The sequence below is a fragment of the Mycobacterium alsense genome (genome assembly GCF_002086635.1).
GTDB classification, from domain to species: Bacteria; Actinomycetota; Actinomycetes; order Mycobacteriales; family Mycobacteriaceae; genus Mycobacterium; species Mycobacterium alsense.
Genome location: NZ_MVHD01000063.1, coordinates 1 through 17585 on the forward strand (window position 1 = coordinate 1; position 17585 = coordinate 17585).

The window sequence follows — 17585 nt, forward strand, 5'->3', positions numbered from 1 at the left end:
CCGGGGTTCGGACGCTGCGCAGCCCGGTCGTGTCGAATCCGGCCGCCGCGATCGCGTCGACGGTGCGGCGGTTCGGGGGACAGCCGGGGGGCAGCCACCCCCCGGGCCGGGCGGCCCGGGGGGCGGCGCGACGACGCCGGGGTCGCCGGGATCGCCGGGGGCCGGCTCGGGGTCGGCCAGTGCGGGGCCGGCGCTCAGCACCAGCACGGCGCCCATCGAAGCCACTCCGGCCGCCTTCAGAGCCCCCAGCAGCCCCCTTTTGGTCCAGGCTTTCGTCCCGCCCGACATACGCATCCCTCCAGTCGCTATCTCGCAACAGTGTCGCATAGCGCGCGCGCCAGCTACCTTTCCCGCGGGCTCAACGGACGGTCAAGCGCCCCCATTTGGTCCCGCTGACCTGCGCAGCTATGAATCGGGTGAGCTTGCCGGGGCAACGTCCTTCTGGTCTTTGTGGAGGTCGAGCAGCTGGCGGTTGGCCACCATGCCGCCCAGGGCGGCGGCCATCAAAACCGCCGAGGTGCTGAGCATCAGGGCGACGCTGCGCTCGTACAGCAGCCCGCCGGCGAGCGAACCGGCCATGATGCCCACCTGGAACGCCGTCACGTACAGGCCCGAGGCACCGTCGGGGTCGTCGGCCCCGTTGCGCATCGCGGCGGCCTGCAACATCGGCGAGACGGCGGTGGCCATCGCGCCCCACAGCACGATCGCGCCCGTGCCGATCAGCGCCGTCGCGGCGGCGGGCGCGCCTCCGAACGCGAGCGCCGCGAACACCAGGAACGCGGCGGTCAGTCCGGCCATGCACAGCACGACGGCGCCCTTCGGGCGGCGGTCCATGGGCCGCGCCACCAGCCCCACGGCGATCACCCCGGCGGCGCCGTAGGCCGCCAGCACCCACGCCAGCGCGGGCCCGCGCACGCCGACGACGTCGCGGATGATCACGACGATGTAGGTGTACGACACGAAGTGGGCGGTGACGCCGACCATCGTGATGAGGCTGACGACGATCAGCGGGCGATTGCGATGGTGGCGCGCCCGCGGGCCCACCCACCTGAGCTGGTCGGCGGACAGCACCATCTCGGGCAGCAGCAGCCAGGCCGCCACGGTGACCACGGCCGCGGCGGCGGTGACGCTGACCGCGGCCAGCCGCCACCCCCACATCAGGCTCATCGCCGCCGTGAGGGGGCTGCCGATCACCAGCGCGAGGCTGGTCCCGATGTAGATCGACATGGTGGCGCGGCCGGCGTGGCTCGCCGGCACCAGCCGGGTGGCGATCGGGGCGATCACCGACCACAGCAAGCCGTGGGTGACCGCGCACAGCACCCGCCCGGCGGCCAGCACCGCGAAGTTGGGCGCGAGCGCCGAGATGAGCTGCGAGACGGTCAGGCAGACCAGGCTGAACAGCAGCGCGCGCCGGCGCGGCCAGTGCGCGGTCCAGCGCACCAACGGGAACGTCGAGAGGGCCGCCACCAGCGCATACCACGTCAGCAGGGTGCCGACCACGGCCACGCTGACGTGCAGGTTGCGGGCGATCGCCGACAGGGCGCCCACCGGCAGGATCTCCGCGGTGACATACGTGAAGGCCGCCGCGGCCAGCACAGCCAGCTGCGCGGCGACCCGTGGGGTCCACGTTCGCGCGGCAGTGTTGGCATCCACAGTCATGGCGGTCATCGGTCGGTACGCAATCAGCCGGTCAATGCTGCTGGCTACTTCGCGCTGCACCTACCGTACGCACCGCAACAATAGGTTCCCGCGGGTTAGCGGTTCAACACGCCCGGCGACTAATTCGGCCGTCAGGAACGAACCAGGCGCGCGATGGCGGCGGAGGCCTCGGCGAGCTTATCGTCAGCATCGCTGCCACCCTCGGCGACCGCGCGGGTGACGCAGTGGCTCAGGTGCTCGTCAAGAAGATTCAGCGCCACCGAACGCAGCGCGCTGTTGGCCGCGCTGATCTGGGTCAGGACGTCGATGCAGTACTTGTCCTCCTCGATCATGCGCGCGATGCCGCGCACCTGGCCCTCGATGCGCCGCAGCCGCTTGGCGTAGTTGTCCTTCTGCTGCGAGTATCCGTGCGCCTCCGACGTCCTAGTCACCGCCCCAGTCTACCCCATACCCCAACGGGGTATAACCCGCGCATGTGCCGCTCCACCAGCACGGCATACTTGCACAATGGCCAAAACCACCGATTCGGCGCGCGCCAAGGCGGGCGTCGACATCAAGCCCCGCAGCCGCGACGTCACCGACGGCCTGGAGAAGGCCGCCGCCCGTGGCATGCTGCGGGCCGTAGGCATGGGCGACGAGGACTTCGCCAAGCCGCAGATCGGGGTGGCCTCGTCCTGGAACGAGATCACGCCGTGCAACCTGTCGCTGGACCGCCTCGCCAAGGCGGTCAAGGAGGGGGTCTTTTCGGCCGGGGGCTACCCGCTCGAGTTCGGCACGATCTCGGTGTCCGACGGCATCTCGATGGGTCACGAGGGGATGCACTTCTCGCTGGTGTCCCGCGAGGTGATCGCCGACAGCGTCGAGACGGTCATGCAGGCCGAGCGCCTCGACGGCTCGGTGCTGTTGGCCGGCTGCGACAAGTCGCTGCCCGGGATGCTGATGGCCGCCGCGCGGCTCGATTTGGCGGCGGTCTTCCTCTACGCCGGCTCGATTTTGCCGGGGGTGGCGAAGCTCTCCGACGGGAGCGAGCGCGAGGTCACGATCATCGACGCGTTCGAGGCGGTGGGGGCGTGCGCGCGCGGCTTGATGCCCCGCGAGGACGTCGACGCCATCGAGCGCGCGATCTGCCCCGGCGAGGGCGCGTGCGGCGGCATGTACACCGCCAACACCATGGCCAGCGCGGCCGAGGCGCTGGGCATGTCGCTGCCGGGCAGCGCGGCGCCGCCGGCCACCGACCGCCGCCGCGACGGGTTCGCACGCCGCAGCGGCCAGGCCGTCATCGAGCTGCTGCGCCGCGGCATCACCGCCCGCGACATCCTCACCAAGGAGGCGTTCGAGAACGCGATCGCGGTGGTGATGGCGTTCGGCGGCTCGACCAACGCGGTGCTGCACCTGCTGGCCATCGCCCACGAGGCCGACGTGATGCTGTCCCTCGACGACTTCAGCCGCATCGGGTCGAAGGTGCCGCACCTGGCCGACGTCAAGCCGTTCGGCCGGCACGTGATGTCGGACGTCGATCACATCGGTGGCGTGCCGGTGATGATGAGGGCGCTGCTGGACGCGGGCCTTTTGCACGGCGACTGCCTGACGGTGACCGGTGCGACGGTGGCCGAGAACCTTTCGGCCATCGCGCCGCCGGATCCGGACGGCAAGGTGTTGCGGACGCTGAACAACCCGATTCACCCGACCGGGGGCATCACCATCCTGCGTGGATCGCTTGCCCCCGAGGGGGCGGTGGTCAAGTCGGCCGGCTTCGACTCCGACGTGTTCGAGGGAACCGCAAGGGTTTTCGACGGCGAGCGGGCCGCGCTGGACGCCCTCGAGGACGGCACCATCACCCCTGGCGATGCCGTGGTGATCCGCTACGAGGGCCCCAAGGGCGGCCCCGGGATGCGCGAAATGCTCGCCATCACCGGCGCGATCAAGGGTGCCGGCCTGGGCAAGGACGTCCTGCTGCTCACCGACGGCCGGTTCTCCGGCGGGACGACCGGCCTGTGCGTGGGGCACATCGCGCCCGAGGCGGTCGACGGCGGGCCGATCGCCCTGCTTCGTGACGGCGACCGCATCCGGCTCGACGTGGCCGGCCGCACCCTCGACGTGCTGGCCGACCCCGCCGAATTCGAGTCGCGGCGAAGGGATTTCAGCCCTCCGCCGCCGCGCTACAAATCCGGCGTGCTGGCCAAGTACGTCAAGCTGGTCGGCTCGGCGGCCGTCGGCGCGGTGTGCGGCTAGCCCAATTTCAAGCTACGCGTGGGTTTCCTCCGCGCGCGTGCGCATGCCGACGTAGGTGGCGTTGAGACCCAAAAACGTCATCAACGCGCCCGCGACGACATTCGACCAGATCATGCCGGCGGTCAGCGTGACGCCCGGCAGGACCCACAGCGACACGATCACCCACGCACCGAGCACCGGAAGCGTCCAGGTCATGCCGTGCGCGCGGTCGAGCGTCGTCGCGAACCCGTATGCCAAGAACGCCACCGCAATCCCGACGATCAGGTCGGAGGTCGCAAGCGATGCCGTCCCGCTGAATCCCACGATCCACGGTGACGCCGCCACGTACAGGCCCGTCAGCAAGGCCAGACCGAACGTGAAATGCGCCCCCATCGACTCGGCGACGCGCTCGTAACGCGCCCGCAGGGCCAACAGGTCGGGGTGGTGATCGATTGATGAATGGACTGTACTCATTTTGTGACCTTTCTGTTATGCGGCAAGCTCGTTGTGTAGCAAGCACTGTGAGCCGACCGCACCCATCCATCTGCAGTCAAGATTACGCTCGGTGGCCACACGCCAGCAACGAATCACCGGCCCTGCCGTAGCGTAGCGAGCATGGACATCGCGGACCGACTGCGGCTGGACGTCCCGATCGGACAGGCGGGGATGGGCGGCGGCCTGGCCGGCGCATCGCTGGCGGCCGCGGTCGCCAACGCGGGCGCGCTGGGAACGCTCGGCATCACCACACCGCGCCGGTTGCGCGCGTCGATCGACGCGGTGCGCGAGCGGGCGCCGGGGCGCGCCGTCGCGGTAAACCTGTTGATCCCCTTCGTCCATCGCCAGCACGTGGCGGTCTGCGTGGACGCCCGCGTGGACGCCGTCGTGCTGGCGTTCGGCGAGAAGCGCGGACTCGCCCGGCACCTGCGGGACGCCGGGATCTTCGTGTTCGTGATGGTGGGCACCGAGGCGCAGGCGCGCGCCGCGATCGCTTCGGGAGCCGACGGTTTGATCGCGCAGGGACGCCAGGCCGGTGGCCACCTGGTCGGGACCATGCCCGCCCTGGAGTTCCTGCCGCGCGCCCTCGCCGCGGCCGGCAACCGTCCGGTGTTCGTCGCCGGTGGCATCGCCACCGCAGCCGACACCCGCGCCGCGCTGGACGCGGGCGCCGGCGGCGTCATCGCCGGCACCCGATTCCTGCTGACGCACGAGGCCAACGCCAGCGGGGAGTATCAGCGCCGAATCATGCAGGCGGACAGGACCATCGAAACCAACCTGTTCGGCCTGAGCTGGCCGCTGCGCCACCGCGTCGTGCCCAACGCGGCCACCCTCCGGTGGTGCCGCGACGACGGGAAGGCCCGCGCGCTGCCCGCCGCCCTCAACGCCGTCAGCCGTCCGATGTCGGTACTGGGCTACTTCGATGCGGGCGCGCTGATGCGCCTGCAGTCGCCGGCCCTCCCGTTCTTCACGCCGCTCGCGCCGGTTGCCGGGGCGCCCGATTCCTGGTTGGACAGCGCCGCGCTGTATGCCGGCGAAACCGCGTTGCGAATCGGCGAACTCGTCTCCGCCGGGCAGGCCGTCAGCGAACTCACCCCGCCCTGAAGCCGCCGCGCCTACCGCACCAACGCGAGCGCGAAGCCGTCCCAGTGCTTGGCCCCGACGGTCTGCAGGACCGCGGTGTCCAGCCGCGGATGCTCGCCCATTGCCTGCAGGGCCTGGCGAGTCGCCGTGACCCTGGTGTCGTCGCAGTCGGGGTCGAGGATCTGGCCCTCACGAATGACGTTGTCCAGCACCACGACTGCGCCGGGACGGGCCAGCCGCACCGCCCACTGAAGATAGGCGACGTTGTTTTCTTTGTCCGCGTCGATGAAGATCAGGTCGAACGGCCCGCCGGTCAGCGTCGGCAACGTGTCCAGCGCGGCCCCTACCATCACCTCGACCCGGTCGCCCACCCCGGCCCGTTTCAGGTTGGCGCGCGCGACCTCGGCGTGCCTCGGCTCGTATTCCAGCGTCACCACCCGTCCCTGCGGGCCGGCCCCACGCGCCAGCCAGATGGTGCTGAAGCCGCCGAGCGTGCCGATCTCGAGGATGCGGCGCGCCCCGATCGCGCCAGCCAGCAGGGACAGGAATTTGCCCTGCTGGGCCGACACGGCGATGCGCGGCAGGCCGGCCGCGTCGCTGGCCTGCACCGCAGCGTCCAGGGCCGGGTCGTCGCCGAGCATCGCGTCGTCCAGGAACGCGTCGACGTCTTGCGGGGTCGGTTTCTGCGTCATCCCGCCAACCTAGCGGGCGGCGCCGAATCCGGTCCCACGCCTTTACGGCATACCCGTATGGGGTATATAGTCACGGGTGTGGTTGTTCCACAGCGTGCGAGGGCACGCGACACAGAAGGGTGATCGACATGACAACCTACGAGGCAGGGACCCTGCTGACCTGTGGCCACGAGGGCTGCGGATGCCGCGTTCGCATCGAGGCCCCGTGCCACTGCTCGGGCGCGGGTGAGCCGTACCGCTGCACGTGCGGTGACGAACTGACGCCGGTCAAGTAGCCGCGCCGGCCGGTCGCGCGTTCGGGTGGGTCCCCGCGATCACCGCCCGAACGTGCGGCCGGCCAACTCGACCATGGCCTCCAGCCGGCGCGCGACCGCCGAAACCCCCACCGCCACCGCGTAACCGCCCGGGTCGATGCGCCAGCATCCGCCCTCGTAGCGGGCGACCAGGCGCGGATCGGCCTCGATGGTGACCCGGCGGGTGGCTCCGGGCTCCAGCTCGACCCGCTCGAATCCCAAGAGCCGCAGGCACTTCCCGCCGGGGGCCGCGGTCAGATACAGCTGCGGGACATCGGCGCCGGGGCGCTCGCCGATGTTGGTGACATCGAAGCTTGCGCTCACGGTTCCGCCGCCGACCGCCGCCAAGTCGGCGTACTCGAAGCTGGTGTAGGACAGGCCATGGCCGAAGGCGAACAGCGGTTCCCGGCCGGTCTTGGCGAACCAGCGGTAGCCGACGTCGGCGCCCTCGAAGTAGTCGATCGTGGTGGGGGTCCCCCAGGCGACGGGCTGGGGCAGTTGCGGGCGCGGTGTCTGCCCGAGGTCCGCGGGGAACGTCATCGGCAGCCGTCCCGACGGATTCACCTGGCCCGCAAGTATTTCCGCGATCGCCCGGCCTCCCGCCTGGCCGGGGTACCAGGCCTGCACGATGGCGCTCACCGAGTGCCGCCAGGGCATGGTCACCGGGTTGCCGGTCTCCAGCACCACGACGGTGTTCGGATTGGCGGACGACACGGCGGCGATCAGCGCGTCCTGGCCCCAGGGCAGCGCCAGGTCGGCGCCGTCGAAGCCCTCCCCCTCGGCGCGGACCGCGAACACGATCGCGACGTCGGCACGCCCCGCCGCCCGCGCCGCCTCCGCCGGGCTGGCGCCCGGGTCGAAGTCGATGTGCGCGTGGGGAAGTCGCTTGCGCAGCTCGTCGAGCGGGCTCGACGGCAGCAGGTACAGGTTGCGCAACCCCGCCTCCAGCCCCGCGCCGCCGATCGGGATCACCGCGGCGTAGCCGCCCGGCGGGACAACGGTGCTCGAACCGTAGCCCGCGGCGACGCCCACCTGCGCGTAGCCGCCGATGACGGCGATGCGCGCGGCCGGCTCGGGCGCCAGGGGTAGTACCCCGCTGTTGGCCAGCAGCACGATTCCCTCGCGCGCCACCCGCAGCGCGATCTCGTTGTGCGCCTCCGTGTCCGGTGCGCGCGCGGCTTCGCGCCGGTCGATTCCGACCGCGAAGATCGACCGCAGGATCCGCCGGACCATGTCCGACAGTCGCGCCCTGGGCAGCCGCCCGTCGGCGTGGGCGGCCCGCAGGTCCTCGCCGAATGCCTCCGATTGCCACAGCAGCGCGTCGAGCTGCGCGCCGCACTCCTGGTCGAGTCCGGCGAGCGCGCACTCCCAGCTGCGCGTCGCGCCCCAGTCGGACATGACCCAACCGCGGTAGCCCCAAGCGCCTTTCAGCACGTCGTTGATCAGGACGTGGTTGGCGGCGGCGTGGGCGCCGTTGACCTTGTTGTAGGCCGCCATCACCGCGCCGGGCCGCGCGCGCTCGATGGCGATCTCGAAGGCCAGCAGGTCGGATTCGCGGTGCGCGTCGGGATCGATGACCGCGTCCAGCCAGTGCCGGTTGGTCTCGGTGCAGTTCAGCGAGTAGTGCTTGACCGTCGAAATGACGCCCCGCTCCTGTATCCCGTTGACGGACTCCGCGGCCATCGTCGCGGTCAGCAGCGGGTCCTCGGAGAGGTATTCGAAGTTGCGGCCGTTGCGCGGGTCGCGCGCGAGGTTCATCGCGCCGGCGAGCTGCACGTTGAACCCGCGGCTGCGCGCCTCCGCACCGATCACGTTCCCCGCGGCGCGGGCGAGCGGCGGGTCGAAACTGGCCGCCAGTGCCAGCCCGGCCGGCAGCGCGGTGGCCGTGTCGCCGGGACGGAAGCCGGGGTTGGTGACCCCGAGTCCGGCGTCGCTCATCAGCAGCGGCGGCACCCCGAGCCGCGGAATCCCCGGCACGTACCCGGCGCTCATCGGGACGCCCGCCGGGATCCGTTCGTCGCGCAGCGGCCACATCTCGCCGGCCCCCATCAGCGCGACGACCAACGCGAACCGCTCGTCGTCGGTCATGCGGGACTCGGCCTCGCGCGCGCGAATGTCCGGATCGGCGGGGTCGTTCACCGCGCCCCCTCCCTGGCGAACACGACACGCAGCACGTGCCCGAGTTCCGGCCCCATCACCAGCTCGGCCAACTCGCAGAACGTGGCGACGAACTCCGGTCCGTGCGGCGGATCGGACTGGCACAGGTGATGAGCCACCTCGTGCAGCACCACCAGCTCGCGCAGCGCCCAGGCGGCGGTGCCGCGGTCGGGAACGGCGATAGTGCCCGCGCCGTCGCGGTTTTCGTAATGCGCCGCGGCGGCGGCACGCCGCGGCCGCACGGTCAGCGGCGACACCTCGGGCCAGCGCCGCCGCACCGACGGCAGCGCGAGCACGTCGTCGACGTAGCGCTGCGCGGAGGCGACCGACGCGAACCGGCCCTCCGGCGGGAGCGTCAGCTGCGTGCCGAAGAACTCCACGGCCGGCGACCCGTGCTCGGCGGCGCGGTCGAACAACGTCCGGACGAACTCCTCGGCCGCATAGACCTTGGCGCGCTGGGAGTCACGGGCTGGGGTCACCGGCCCAACGCGCTCCGCGCGCCGGGCAGCTCGGGGCTGTCGGAGAGCCGGGCCCGCCGTCCGGCGCGGTCGCCCGCGCGTCGCGCCTTCGACGAATACCCCGCGGATGCCCGATGGGCCTGCCAGGTGCCCCGCGCCTGCGAGGTGCTGCGGTAGAAGTCGCGCAGTTCGAGTTCCTTGTTCCGCAACGCAATCGCCGTACCGGGTGGGCGGCGGCGGTCCTCGGTGGCCTCGCGCGTGGCTTCCTCGCGCGCCTCAGCCAACCGCTGGCCGACGCGGGCCCCGAAGGCGAGCTGGAAGTTGAGCCGGGCGGTGATCGTCGGCGTGGGACGGTGCGCGCCCGAGGCGAGGTAGGCGTCCGATGCCCGCACCATCTGGACGACCAGGCTGGCGTAGAGGGCGTGGGTGGCGTCGATGTCCTCGGCGAACCCGTACGCGTAGAGGAACGTCGAATTCGACGCCACGTCACAGCGCACGTCGTTGGCGGCGGCGATCAGCACGAAAAGCTGCACGTAGGTCCGCAGGCCCTTGCTGCCGGCCGCGCCGATCGTGATGGTCCGCTGGGTCGGCGCCTGCGCGGGCGAGCGCTTGGCCGCGTGCGACCGCGCGACCGCCAGGTCGATGGACGACGCCGTCGCCAGCCGCTGCGCGGCGCTCATGAAGGCCTCCGCCTCGTGCGGGTTGTCGGTGCCTTCGGCCTGGCGCAGCAGCGCGGCGATGCGGGACAACATCTTGTCGTCAGTCATGCGCGCCGCTCCTCTCCCCCGCAAGCGGGAGGTACCCCCACATCGCTTCGCTCTGCATCGTCACCGGCGCGAGTCATGTGCGCCAACCTACGGGAGCCGCACGACAGATAACCCACGGCCGCTCACAGCCGGTCGGTGATCCAGGAGACGACGTCGCCCAGCACCTGGTCGCGCTCCGGCTCGTTGAACACCTCGTGGTAGAGCCCCGGGTAGACCTTCAGCTCCACGTCGGTAGCTCCCACGCACTCGACCAGGCGCCGGCTGCCACCGACGGGGATGAGCCGGTCGTCGGAGCCGTGCACCACAAGCAGCGGGGCGGTCAGCGCCGGCGCCCGCTGCGGCATGGTCTCGCCGACCTGGAGCAGGGCCCGCCCGGCGCCGGCCGGGACCTTCCCGTGGTACACCAGCGGGTCGGCGTTGTAGGCCGCGACCACCGCGGGGTCGCGGGAGATGGCCTCGACGTCGAGCTCCTGCACCGGCAGGCCGGGCACGAGGACGCCGAGCACCTTGGCCGCGAGCACCATCAGCGGCGACACCAGCTCCTGGGCCGCCACCGCGGGCGCGGACAGCACCATCAGGTCGTAGTTGTCCGGGCGCTCCACGCCGTAGGCGAACACGATCGCGCCGCCCATGCTGTGCCCCAGCACGACGGACTTGAGGCCGTGGTGCTCGCGGGTGGCGATGCCCACCAGGGTGTCGAAATCGGCGGTGTACTCGGAAACGTCCCGCACCAGCATCCGCTTGCCCCCGGAGCGGCCGTGCCCGCGGTGGTCGAGCGCGTAGGTGACCAGCCCCGCGTCGCCGAAGCGGCGCGCGACGTGGTCGTAGCGGCGGGCGTACTCGCCCAGGCCGTGCGACAGCACGACCACGGCCCGCGGCGCGGTGTCCGGCGTCCAGACGTCGTAGACGATGCGCACGCCGCCGACGCCGTCGAAGGCCCGTTCAGTGCGCTTCACATGCAGTCCTAGTCATCATGGGCAGCGTAATGGCTCGCGGAGCGCGCTTCGGGCTTCAGGGCGTCGGACGGACTGCGTAGTCTCATGCCCGTGAGCGTGCTCACCGAAGACACGGGACAGCCGGACGCGGATTTCTCGGCCCATGCCGAGCCCTACCGCCGCGAGTTGCTCGCGCACTGCTACCGGATGACCGGGTCGTTGCACGACGCCGAGGATCTGGTGCAGGAGACGCTGCTGCGGGCCTGGAAGGCCTACGACCGGTTCGAGGGCAAGTCGTCGATGCGGACCTGGCTGCATCGCATCGCCACCAACACCTGCCTGACCGCGCTCGAGGGGCGGGCGCGCCGGCCGTTGCCGACCGGGTTGGGGGCCGCCAGCTCGGACCCGGCGGCGGAGCTGGTGGAGCGCCGCGAGGTGCCCTGGCTGGAACCGTGGGCCGGCCCGTCGGAGCCGACGGACGATCCGGCGGACCCGTCGGTGATCGTCGGGTCACGCGAGTCGGTGCGGTTGGCATTTGTCGCGGCGCTGCAACATCTTTCGGCCCGGCAGCGGGCGGTGCTGCTGCTGCGCGACGTGCTGCAGTGGAAGGCCGCCGAAGTCGCCGACGCCATCGGGACCACCACGACCGCGGTGAACAGCCTGCTGCAGCGGGCCCGCGCGCAGCTGGACACCGTGCAGCCCAGCTCCGACGAGCGGTTGACGCCGCCGGAATCACCCGAGGCGCAAGACCTGCTGGACCGCTACATCGCCGCGTTCGAGGCCTACGACATCGACCGGCTGGTCGAGCTGTTCACCGCCGACGCGATCTGGGAAATGCCGCCCTACGCCGGCTGGTACCGCGGCGCCCGGGACATCGTCACGCTCATCCACCGGCAGTGCCCCGCCGAACATCCCGGCGACATGCGCCTGCTGCCTGTGGTCGCCAACGGCCAGCCCGGCGCGGCCATGTACATGCGCGCGGGCGACGTGCACCTGCCGTTTCAACTGCACGTGCTGGACATCGGCAAGAGTCGCGTGTCCCACGTGGTGGCCTTCCTCGACGACACGCTGTTCGCGAAGTTCGGGCTACCGGAGGCACTATGAGCCAATCCCCCGTCGTCAAACCCGTGCCCGGCAAGCCGCTGCTGCTGCTGGGCGCCTTCGACGTCGCCGACCTCGGCTACGCCGCCGCGGAGTTCTTCGTCTCCGGCACGGCGTCGTCCTACACCCCGACGGGGGACCTGGGTCCCGACGGCCGGTGGAGCGTAACCGCAAGCGACACGGCCGAATTCACCACGCGGGTGGTGGTGCTGACCCCGACCGATCCCGCGCGCTTCAACGGAACCGTGCTCGTCGAATGGCTCAACGTCAGCGGCGGCATCGACGCCCCGGCCGTGTGGATGATGGCGCACCGCGAGATCCTGCGCGCCGGCTACGCCTATGTCGCGGTCTCGGCGCAGCAGGTCGGCGTGGACGGCGGCGCCAGCCTGCTCGGCATCGACATGTCCCTGAAAACCCAGGACCCCGCGCGCTACGCCGCGCTGAACCACCCCGGGGACGCCTTCGCCTTCGACATCTATTCCCAGGTCGGCGCGCTCGCCGGGAGCGCGGCCGAGGGCGTCCTCGGCGAGCTGCGCCCCCGGCACGTCGTCGCCATCGGCGAGTCGCAATCGGCGATCTTCCTCACCACCTACATCAACGCCGTCGACCCGTTGGCCCGGGCGTACGACGGCTTCCTGGTGCATTCGCGATTCGGGCCGGCCGCGGTGCTGGACGGCCGTTCGATGATCGCCGAGCTGGACTCGCCCGGCGCGTCGTCGCAGGTGGCGGTGAAGTTCCGGCGGGACCTGCGCGTCCCGCTCATCACGATCATCACCGAAACCGACCTCTACGGCCATCTGCCGCTGGGCTATTACTCGGCGCGGCAACCCGACAACGAGTGGCTGCGGGTCTGGGAGATTCCGGGCGCCGCCCACGCCGACAACTACACGATCCAGGTGGCGCCGATCGACGACGGCTCGGCGCCGCTGGACGCCATCGTGGCGGCCTATGCGCCGACCACCATGCTGATGGGCCAGCAGCTGGAGCACTTCATCAACTTCGCGCCCCAGCACCATTACGTCGTGCAGGCCGCCGTGGCCGCGCTCGCCAACTGGGTCGGCACCGGCGAGCCGGCACCCACCGCGCCGCCCATCGAGACGGCCCCAGCGCCGGGAGGTGCAGCGTTCCAGCTGGTTTTGGATCCCAACGGGCTGGCCCGGGGCGGTGTCAGGACCCCGTGGGTCGACGTCCCGATCGCGAGGACTTCCGGGATCACCGACGACGAGAACCTCATGGCGGCGATCTTCGGCTGCGGCGAACCCTTCGACGCCGCGACGCTGCGCCGCCTCTACCCGGGCGGCGCCGGGCAATACCTCGAGCGCTTCGCGGCGGCGCTCGACGAGGCGATCGGCTCGGGGTTCATCCTGGCCGCCGATCGCGCGGAGATCCTCGAACTCGCCGCGGCGACCTATCCCGGCTAGAAGAGCTGTCCCGGCTAGAAGAGCCGGCTGTCCGGTGACGGGCCGGGCACCGGGCGGACCAGGCCGGCCCCGGTGACCAGCGGCAGGTCCAGCGCGGACAGCAGGCCGGGCGGGGCCGCGCACACGGCCGGGATGGCGTTGACCATCCGCGACGCGCCGGCGATGCGCGCGCCGAGGTCGTGGTCGCGGTCCTCGGCCATCTCGAATTCGCAGCGCATGCTCGGCGAGCCCTCGATCTCGACCCGGTAGAGGCCTCGGCCGGATGCTCCGCCGAAGCCGAGGTCCTTCGGCGCGATGGAGATCCGCGGTTGCGGCCAGTCCGGCGCGATGTCGTCGTGCATCCGCGTCACGTGGTCGAGGACGAACGTCGGCTTCTCGCCGACGTATCCGGTCAGCGTGGACCGCATCGCGGCGATCGTCCCGGCCGCGATGTGACCGGTGGGCGTGTCGAAGGACTCGGCGGCCGGGATGCGTTCGTTGCCCTCCTCGATCCGGTCGATCTCGACGCCCAGTCCCGCGGCGAGCTGGTGCAGGACCGGCCCCCAGCCGAAGGCGAACATCCCCGGCTGGGCGGCGAAGGCCGCGTATTCCGGCGGCTTGCCGAACCCGAGGATCTCGTAGACCGCGGCCCTGTCCGGGTAGGTGGCGTAGTTGAACATCTCGGTCACGCGCACCGACTCGATGGCCCGGGCCACCCCCGAAAGCACCAGCGGCAGAACGTCGTTCGCGAACCCGGAGTCGATCCCGGTGGTGAAGAACGAGGCCCCGCCGTCCAGCGCGGCCCGGCGCAGCGGGTCGGTGAACGCCCCGCGATCCAGGCCTGGCGCGGCGGGGAACACCAGCGGCACCACCGAGCACGACACGACGTTCTTGCCGGCCCGCAGGATCGACGCCATGTCCTCGACCGCCTCCAGCGGCCGCAGGTTGGCGCCGGCGGCGTACACCACCGCGTCGGCGTCGCCGGCGAGCAGCGCCGCCGGGTCCTGGGTGGCGGTCACCCCCACGGGCGCGATCCCGCACAGCTCTCCGGCGTCGCGACCCGCCTTGGCGTCGCTGTGCACGACGACGTCGACGAGCTCGAGTTCCGGGTGATCGATCACGCCGCGCAGGGCGATCACGCCCATCGAACCCGGGCCCCATACTCCGACCTTCAACAACGCATCTCTCCTATTATTAGGACATCTATTCTCAGATTTTGGACGGATCGTAGGGAGCTTCGCGTGGCCGAGTCAACCGCCAAGTCGCCGCCCACCGCGCGCGTGATCGATGTGCTTGGGACGCTGGCGGATTCACCGAACGGGCGCACGTCGGCCGACGTGGCGAAGACCTGCCGCATCAGCACCTCGACCTGCGCGCTGGTGCTGGCCGAACTGGAGCGGCGCGCCTGGGTGGCGCGGCGCGAGGACCGCCGCTACGTGCTGGGCAGCGGATTGTTCGGCCTGGTGCACGGCCTGCGCGCGCAGTTCCCGCTGCTGGACCGCGGGCGCGACGCGCTGCGTTTCCTGCACGCCGCGCTGGGCGCGGGCTGCTCGATGTCGAAGATCGGCGAGCGCCACCTCACCACCGTCGACGCCGTGGGCCACGCCACCGACGGCGAGCACGCCATCGGCCAGCGCTTCCCCATCGACCCGCCGTTCGGCCTGGTCGCCATGGCCTGGCGCGACGACGAATCCGTCGAGTCCTGGCTGCGCCGCGTGGTGCCCCGGCTCACGCGCGCCGAGATCGCCCACCACCGCCGGGTGCTTGCCGACATCCGGGCCCGCGGGTACGGCGCGTGGCGGTTCGACGACACCCACCAGTCGCTGCATCAGCGGCTCGCCGACGTGCTGGCGTCGCTGGAGCCGACCGCGCGGGTGGCCCACCAGCTCACCACCCTGATGACGATGGTGACGCTGGAATCGGTCACCGACACCCTGGAAACCCGACTGGCCTCAACGGAATTCGTCGTCCTGCCGATCTTCGGCCGGGATGGCCAGCCGGAGTACCAAATCGAGATCCACCTGGGCCGCCAACCCGGACTGACGCCGGCCGAACTCGACGCCGCGCTGCGCCGCGCGCAGGCGATGCTCGCCGCCACGGTCGCCTAGGCTGGTTTCATGCCCGCCACCGTGGACATCCGGCGTGCCGCCGACCGGGCCGTCACCACGACGACCTGGCTGACATCGCGGCATTCGTTCTCGTTCGGTGACCACTACGATCCCGACAACACCCACCACGGGCTGCTGCTGGTCAACAACGACGACATCGTCGAGCCCGGAACGGGATTCGACACGCACCCACACCGCGATATGGAGATCGTGACCTGGGTGCTGCGCGGCGAGCTCACGCATCGGGATTCCACCGGCAACCGCGGGGTCATCTATCCCGGCCTGGCCCAACGCATGTCGGCCGGCAGCGGGATCCTGCACTCGGAGAAGAACGAGTCCGTCAGCGAGCCGGTCCGTTTCGTGCAGATGTGGGTGGTGCCCGACGAGACCGCCATTGCCCCCGAATATCAGCAGCACGAGATCGACGACGAGGAGCTGTCGCGCGGCACCCTGGTGACCATCGCCTCGGGCGTGCCCGGGCACGACGCCGCCATCCGCCTGCACAACCGCGCCGCAGCGCTGCACGGTGCGCGGTTGCGGGCCGGTGCGGCGGTGAACCTGCCCCCGGCGCCCTACCTGCACCTGTTCACCGCGCGGGGCCGCGTCACCGTCGAGGGGGTCGGTGACCTCGACGAGGGCGACGCGATCCGGTTCACCGACGCGGGCGCCCGGCGGGTGACGGCGAGCGAAACGGCCGAGGTGCTCGTCTGGGAGATGCACGCGCAACTGGGCGGTTGAGGTGATCCAGGAGACACCCAGGGACCACATAGAGTTGGGCACGACAGACAGGAGCCCGCATGTCCCAATCGCAGCCGCGGCACGCGGCGCCGAACCCCAACCGGAACATCAAGGCTATTCGGACCGTGCGGTTCTGGGCGCTGCCCGTCGTCGTCACGCTGGCGCTGATGTCGGCGCTGTGCGCGCTGTACCTCGGGGGCATCCTGAACCCGATGACCAACCTGCGGAATTTCCCGATCGCGGTGGTGGACGAGGACGCCGGACCGTACGGCGGGCAGATCGCCGACGGACTGGCCCGGGAGTTGGACAAGGACAAATTCGACGTGCGGGTGGTGTCGCCCCACGAGGCGAAGCGACTGCTCGACACCGCCGGCGTGTACGGCGAGTTGGTCATCCCGCCGACCTTCTCGTCGAACCTTCGTGAGTTCGGGGCCAGCGCTGTGTCGCCCGGCCGCGCCGCCCGACCCTCGGTGACCATCTCCACCAACCCGCGGGCGGGCACCCTGGGTGCCAGCATCGCCGGCCAGACCCTGACCCAGGCCATGGCCGCCGCCAACGACCAAGTGGGGCAACGGCTTACGGCCAACGTCGCGGCCCAGACCGGGGGGGCGCCGCTGACCGGCGCGTCGGCGCTGAGCATCGCCCACCCCATCGACGTCAAGGCGAGCGTCTACAACCCGCTGCCCAACGGCACCGGCAACGGGTTGTCGGCGTTCTATTTCGCGCTCCTGCTGCTGCTGGCGGGCTTCACCGGCAGCGTCGTGGTCAGCACGCTGGTGGACGCGCTGCTCGGCTATGTGCCCGCGGAATGGGGCCCGGTGTACCGCTTCGCCGAGCAGGTCAAGATTTCCCGGTTCCAGACGCTGCTGCTCAAGTGGGCGATCATGGTGCTGCTGGCGCTGCTGACGTCCGCGGCGTACCTGGCCATCGCCCACGGGCTCGGCATGCCCATCCCGCTCGGCTGGGAACTGTGGGCGTACGGGGTGTTCGCGATCATCGCGGTGGGCATCACGTCCAGCTCGTTGCTCTCGGTGCTGGGCTCGATGGGCCTGCTGGTCAGCATGCTGATCTTCGTGATCCTCGGGCTTCCCTCCGCGGGGGCGACCGTCCCGCTCGAGGCCACGCCCCCGTTCTTTCGCTGGCTGGCCGAGTTCGAACCGATGCACCAGGTCTTCCTGGGAGTGCGGTCGCTGGTCTACCTCGACGGCCGCGCGGATGCCGGCCTCTCCCAGGCGGTGTGGCTGACGTCGATCGGCCTCGTCATCGGCCTGGCGCTGGGCGGGATCGTCACACATCTTTACGACCGCAAGGGATTCCATCGAATCCAGGGGGCGGTCGAACTGGCGATCGCCGCGGAACACCAGGCGCAGCACCAGGCGCGGCTGAGCAAGCGGGAGAGCACCCCGGCAAGCCCCGCCGCCCCGGCCGAAGACACGACCGAAACCCCAAGCGAGCAAACGTAATTCGAGTGCTGCCCAAGCGTCACGC

The 17585-nt window shown here is 71.0% G+C and carries 17 protein-coding genes and 1 pseudogene; 8 read left to right on the forward strand and 10 right to left on the reverse strand.

Annotated features, from left to right (window positions below; translation table 11 throughout):
• The 3 genes and pseudogenes from BST11_RS29315 to ricR form a co-directional block, all read right to left on the reverse strand.
• Nucleotides 1–112: pseudogene (locus tag BST11_RS29315) on the reverse strand (class I SAM-dependent methyltransferase); the annotation flags it as partial.
• Nucleotides 113–405: 293 nt separating this feature from the next.
• Complete coding sequence (locus tag BST11_RS23600; protein WP_083140651.1) at nucleotides 406–1668, reverse strand: MFS transporter; 1263 nt, start codon at nucleotides 1666–1668, stop codon at nucleotides 406–408.
• Between the two features lie 122 nt (nucleotides 1669–1790).
• Nucleotides 1791–2090: a copper-sensing transcriptional repressor RicR gene (gene ricR / locus BST11_RS23605; protein WP_083140653.1), complete on the reverse strand. Its 300-nt coding sequence runs from the start codon at nucleotides 2088–2090 to the stop codon at nucleotides 1791–1793.
• 76 nt (nucleotides 2091–2166) lie between these two features.
• Between ricR and ilvD the strand changes: the two genes are divergently transcribed.
• The gene (gene ilvD / locus BST11_RS23610; RefSeq protein ID WP_083140655.1) at nucleotides 2167–3891 is read left to right on the forward strand and encodes a dihydroxy-acid dehydratase; all 1725 of its coding nucleotides are present in this window, start codon (nucleotides 2167–2169) and stop codon (nucleotides 3889–3891) included.
• A 12-nt stretch (nucleotides 3892–3903) separates the two neighbouring features.
• On the opposite strand, the gene BST11_RS23615 is transcribed toward ilvD, so the two are convergent.
• Nucleotides 3904–4344 carry an SPW repeat protein gene (locus tag BST11_RS23615; protein WP_083140657.1) on the reverse strand — a complete coding sequence of 147 codons (441 nt, stop codon included), beginning with the start codon at nucleotides 4342–4344 and terminating at the stop codon, nucleotides 3904–3906.
• Between the two features lie 141 nt (nucleotides 4345–4485).
• Here BST11_RS23615 and BST11_RS23620 point away from each other — a divergent pair, with 141 nt between their 5' ends.
• Entirely contained in the window at nucleotides 4486–5469 is a 984-nt protein-coding gene (locus BST11_RS23620) for a nitronate monooxygenase (protein WP_083140659.1), read from the forward strand.
• A gap of 11 nt (nucleotides 5470–5480) precedes the next feature.
• Here BST11_RS23620 and BST11_RS23625 read toward each other — a convergent pair whose 3' ends face one another.
• Complete coding sequence (locus BST11_RS23625) at nucleotides 5481–6140, reverse strand: O-methyltransferase (protein WP_083140661.1); 660 nt, start codon at nucleotides 6138–6140, stop codon at nucleotides 5481–5483.
• A gap of 128 nt (nucleotides 6141–6268) precedes the next feature.
• Here BST11_RS23625 and mymT point away from each other — a divergent pair, with 128 nt between their 5' ends.
• Nucleotides 6269–6415: a copper-binding metallothionein MymT gene (gene mymT / locus BST11_RS23630; RefSeq protein ID WP_068206356.1), complete on the forward strand. Its 147-nt coding sequence runs from the start codon at nucleotides 6269–6271 to the stop codon at nucleotides 6413–6415.
• A 39-nt stretch (nucleotides 6416–6454) separates the two neighbouring features.
• Here the strand turns inward: mymT and BST11_RS23635 are convergent, their stop codons facing one another.
• The 4 genes from BST11_RS23635 to BST11_RS23650 all read right to left on the reverse strand — a co-directional run bounded on the left by BST11_RS23635 (nucleotide 6455) and on the right by BST11_RS23650 (nucleotide 10777).
• Nucleotides 6455–8521: a glycoside hydrolase family 3 protein gene (locus tag BST11_RS23635; RefSeq protein ID WP_083140685.1), complete on the reverse strand. Its 2067-nt coding sequence runs from the start codon at nucleotides 8519–8521 to the stop codon at nucleotides 6455–6457.
• A gap of 47 nt (nucleotides 8522–8568) precedes the next feature.
• Nucleotides 8569–9069: a TIGR04338 family metallohydrolase gene (locus BST11_RS23640; protein ID WP_067322219.1), complete on the reverse strand. Its 501-nt coding sequence runs from the start codon at nucleotides 9067–9069 to the stop codon at nucleotides 8569–8571.
• Complete coding sequence (locus BST11_RS23645) at nucleotides 9066–9815, reverse strand: DUF2786 domain-containing protein (protein ID WP_067322222.1); 750 nt, start codon at nucleotides 9813–9815, stop codon at nucleotides 9066–9068. Before BST11_RS23645 ends, BST11_RS23640 begins: the two co-directional genes overlap by 4 nt.
• A 122-nt stretch (nucleotides 9816–9937) precedes the next feature.
• Nucleotides 9938–10777, reverse strand: a complete 840-nt coding sequence (locus BST11_RS23650) for an alpha/beta hydrolase (RefSeq protein WP_142276522.1) — start codon at nucleotides 10775–10777, stop codon at nucleotides 9938–9940.
• A gap of 78 nt (nucleotides 10778–10855) precedes the next feature.
• Between BST11_RS23650 and BST11_RS23655 the strand changes: the two genes are divergently transcribed.
• The gene (locus BST11_RS23655; RefSeq protein WP_067322229.1) at nucleotides 10856–11854 is read left to right on the forward strand and encodes a sigma-70 family RNA polymerase sigma factor; all 999 of its coding nucleotides are present in this window, start codon (nucleotides 10856–10858) and stop codon (nucleotides 11852–11854) included.
• On the forward strand, nucleotides 11851–13272 hold the full coding sequence (locus BST11_RS23660; RefSeq protein WP_083140665.1) for an alpha/beta hydrolase domain-containing protein: 1422 nt from the start codon (nucleotides 11851–11853) through the stop codon (nucleotides 13270–13272). Before BST11_RS23655 ends, BST11_RS23660 begins: the two co-directional genes overlap by 4 nt.
• Nucleotides 13273–13286: 14 nt before the next feature.
• Here the strand turns inward: BST11_RS23660 and BST11_RS23665 are convergent, their stop codons facing one another.
• Entirely contained in the window at nucleotides 13287–14429 is a 1143-nt protein-coding gene (locus BST11_RS23665; RefSeq protein ID WP_083140667.1) for an NAD(P)H-dependent amine dehydrogenase family protein, read from the reverse strand.
• Between the two features lie 63 nt (nucleotides 14430–14492).
• On the opposite strand from BST11_RS23665, the gene BST11_RS23670 reads away from it, so the two are divergent.
• Genes BST11_RS23670 through BST11_RS23680 form a run of 3 tightly spaced genes read left to right on the forward strand, consistent with a single transcriptional unit; the run spans nucleotide 14493 to nucleotide 17560 of the window.
• Nucleotides 14493–15359, forward strand: coding sequence for an IclR family transcriptional regulator (locus BST11_RS23670; protein ID WP_083140669.1), 867 nt, complete (start codon nucleotides 14493–14495; stop codon nucleotides 15357–15359).
• A 9-nt stretch (nucleotides 15360–15368) separates the two neighbouring features.
• Entirely contained in the window at nucleotides 15369–16097 is a 729-nt protein-coding gene (locus BST11_RS23675; RefSeq protein WP_083140671.1) for a pirin family protein, read from the forward strand.
• 59 nt (nucleotides 16098–16156) lie between these two features.
• Nucleotides 16157–17560, forward strand: coding sequence for a YhgE/Pip domain-containing protein (locus tag BST11_RS23680; RefSeq protein WP_083140673.1), 1404 nt, complete (start codon nucleotides 16157–16159; stop codon nucleotides 17558–17560).
• The last annotated feature ends 25 nt before the right edge of the window (nucleotides 17561–17585 follow it).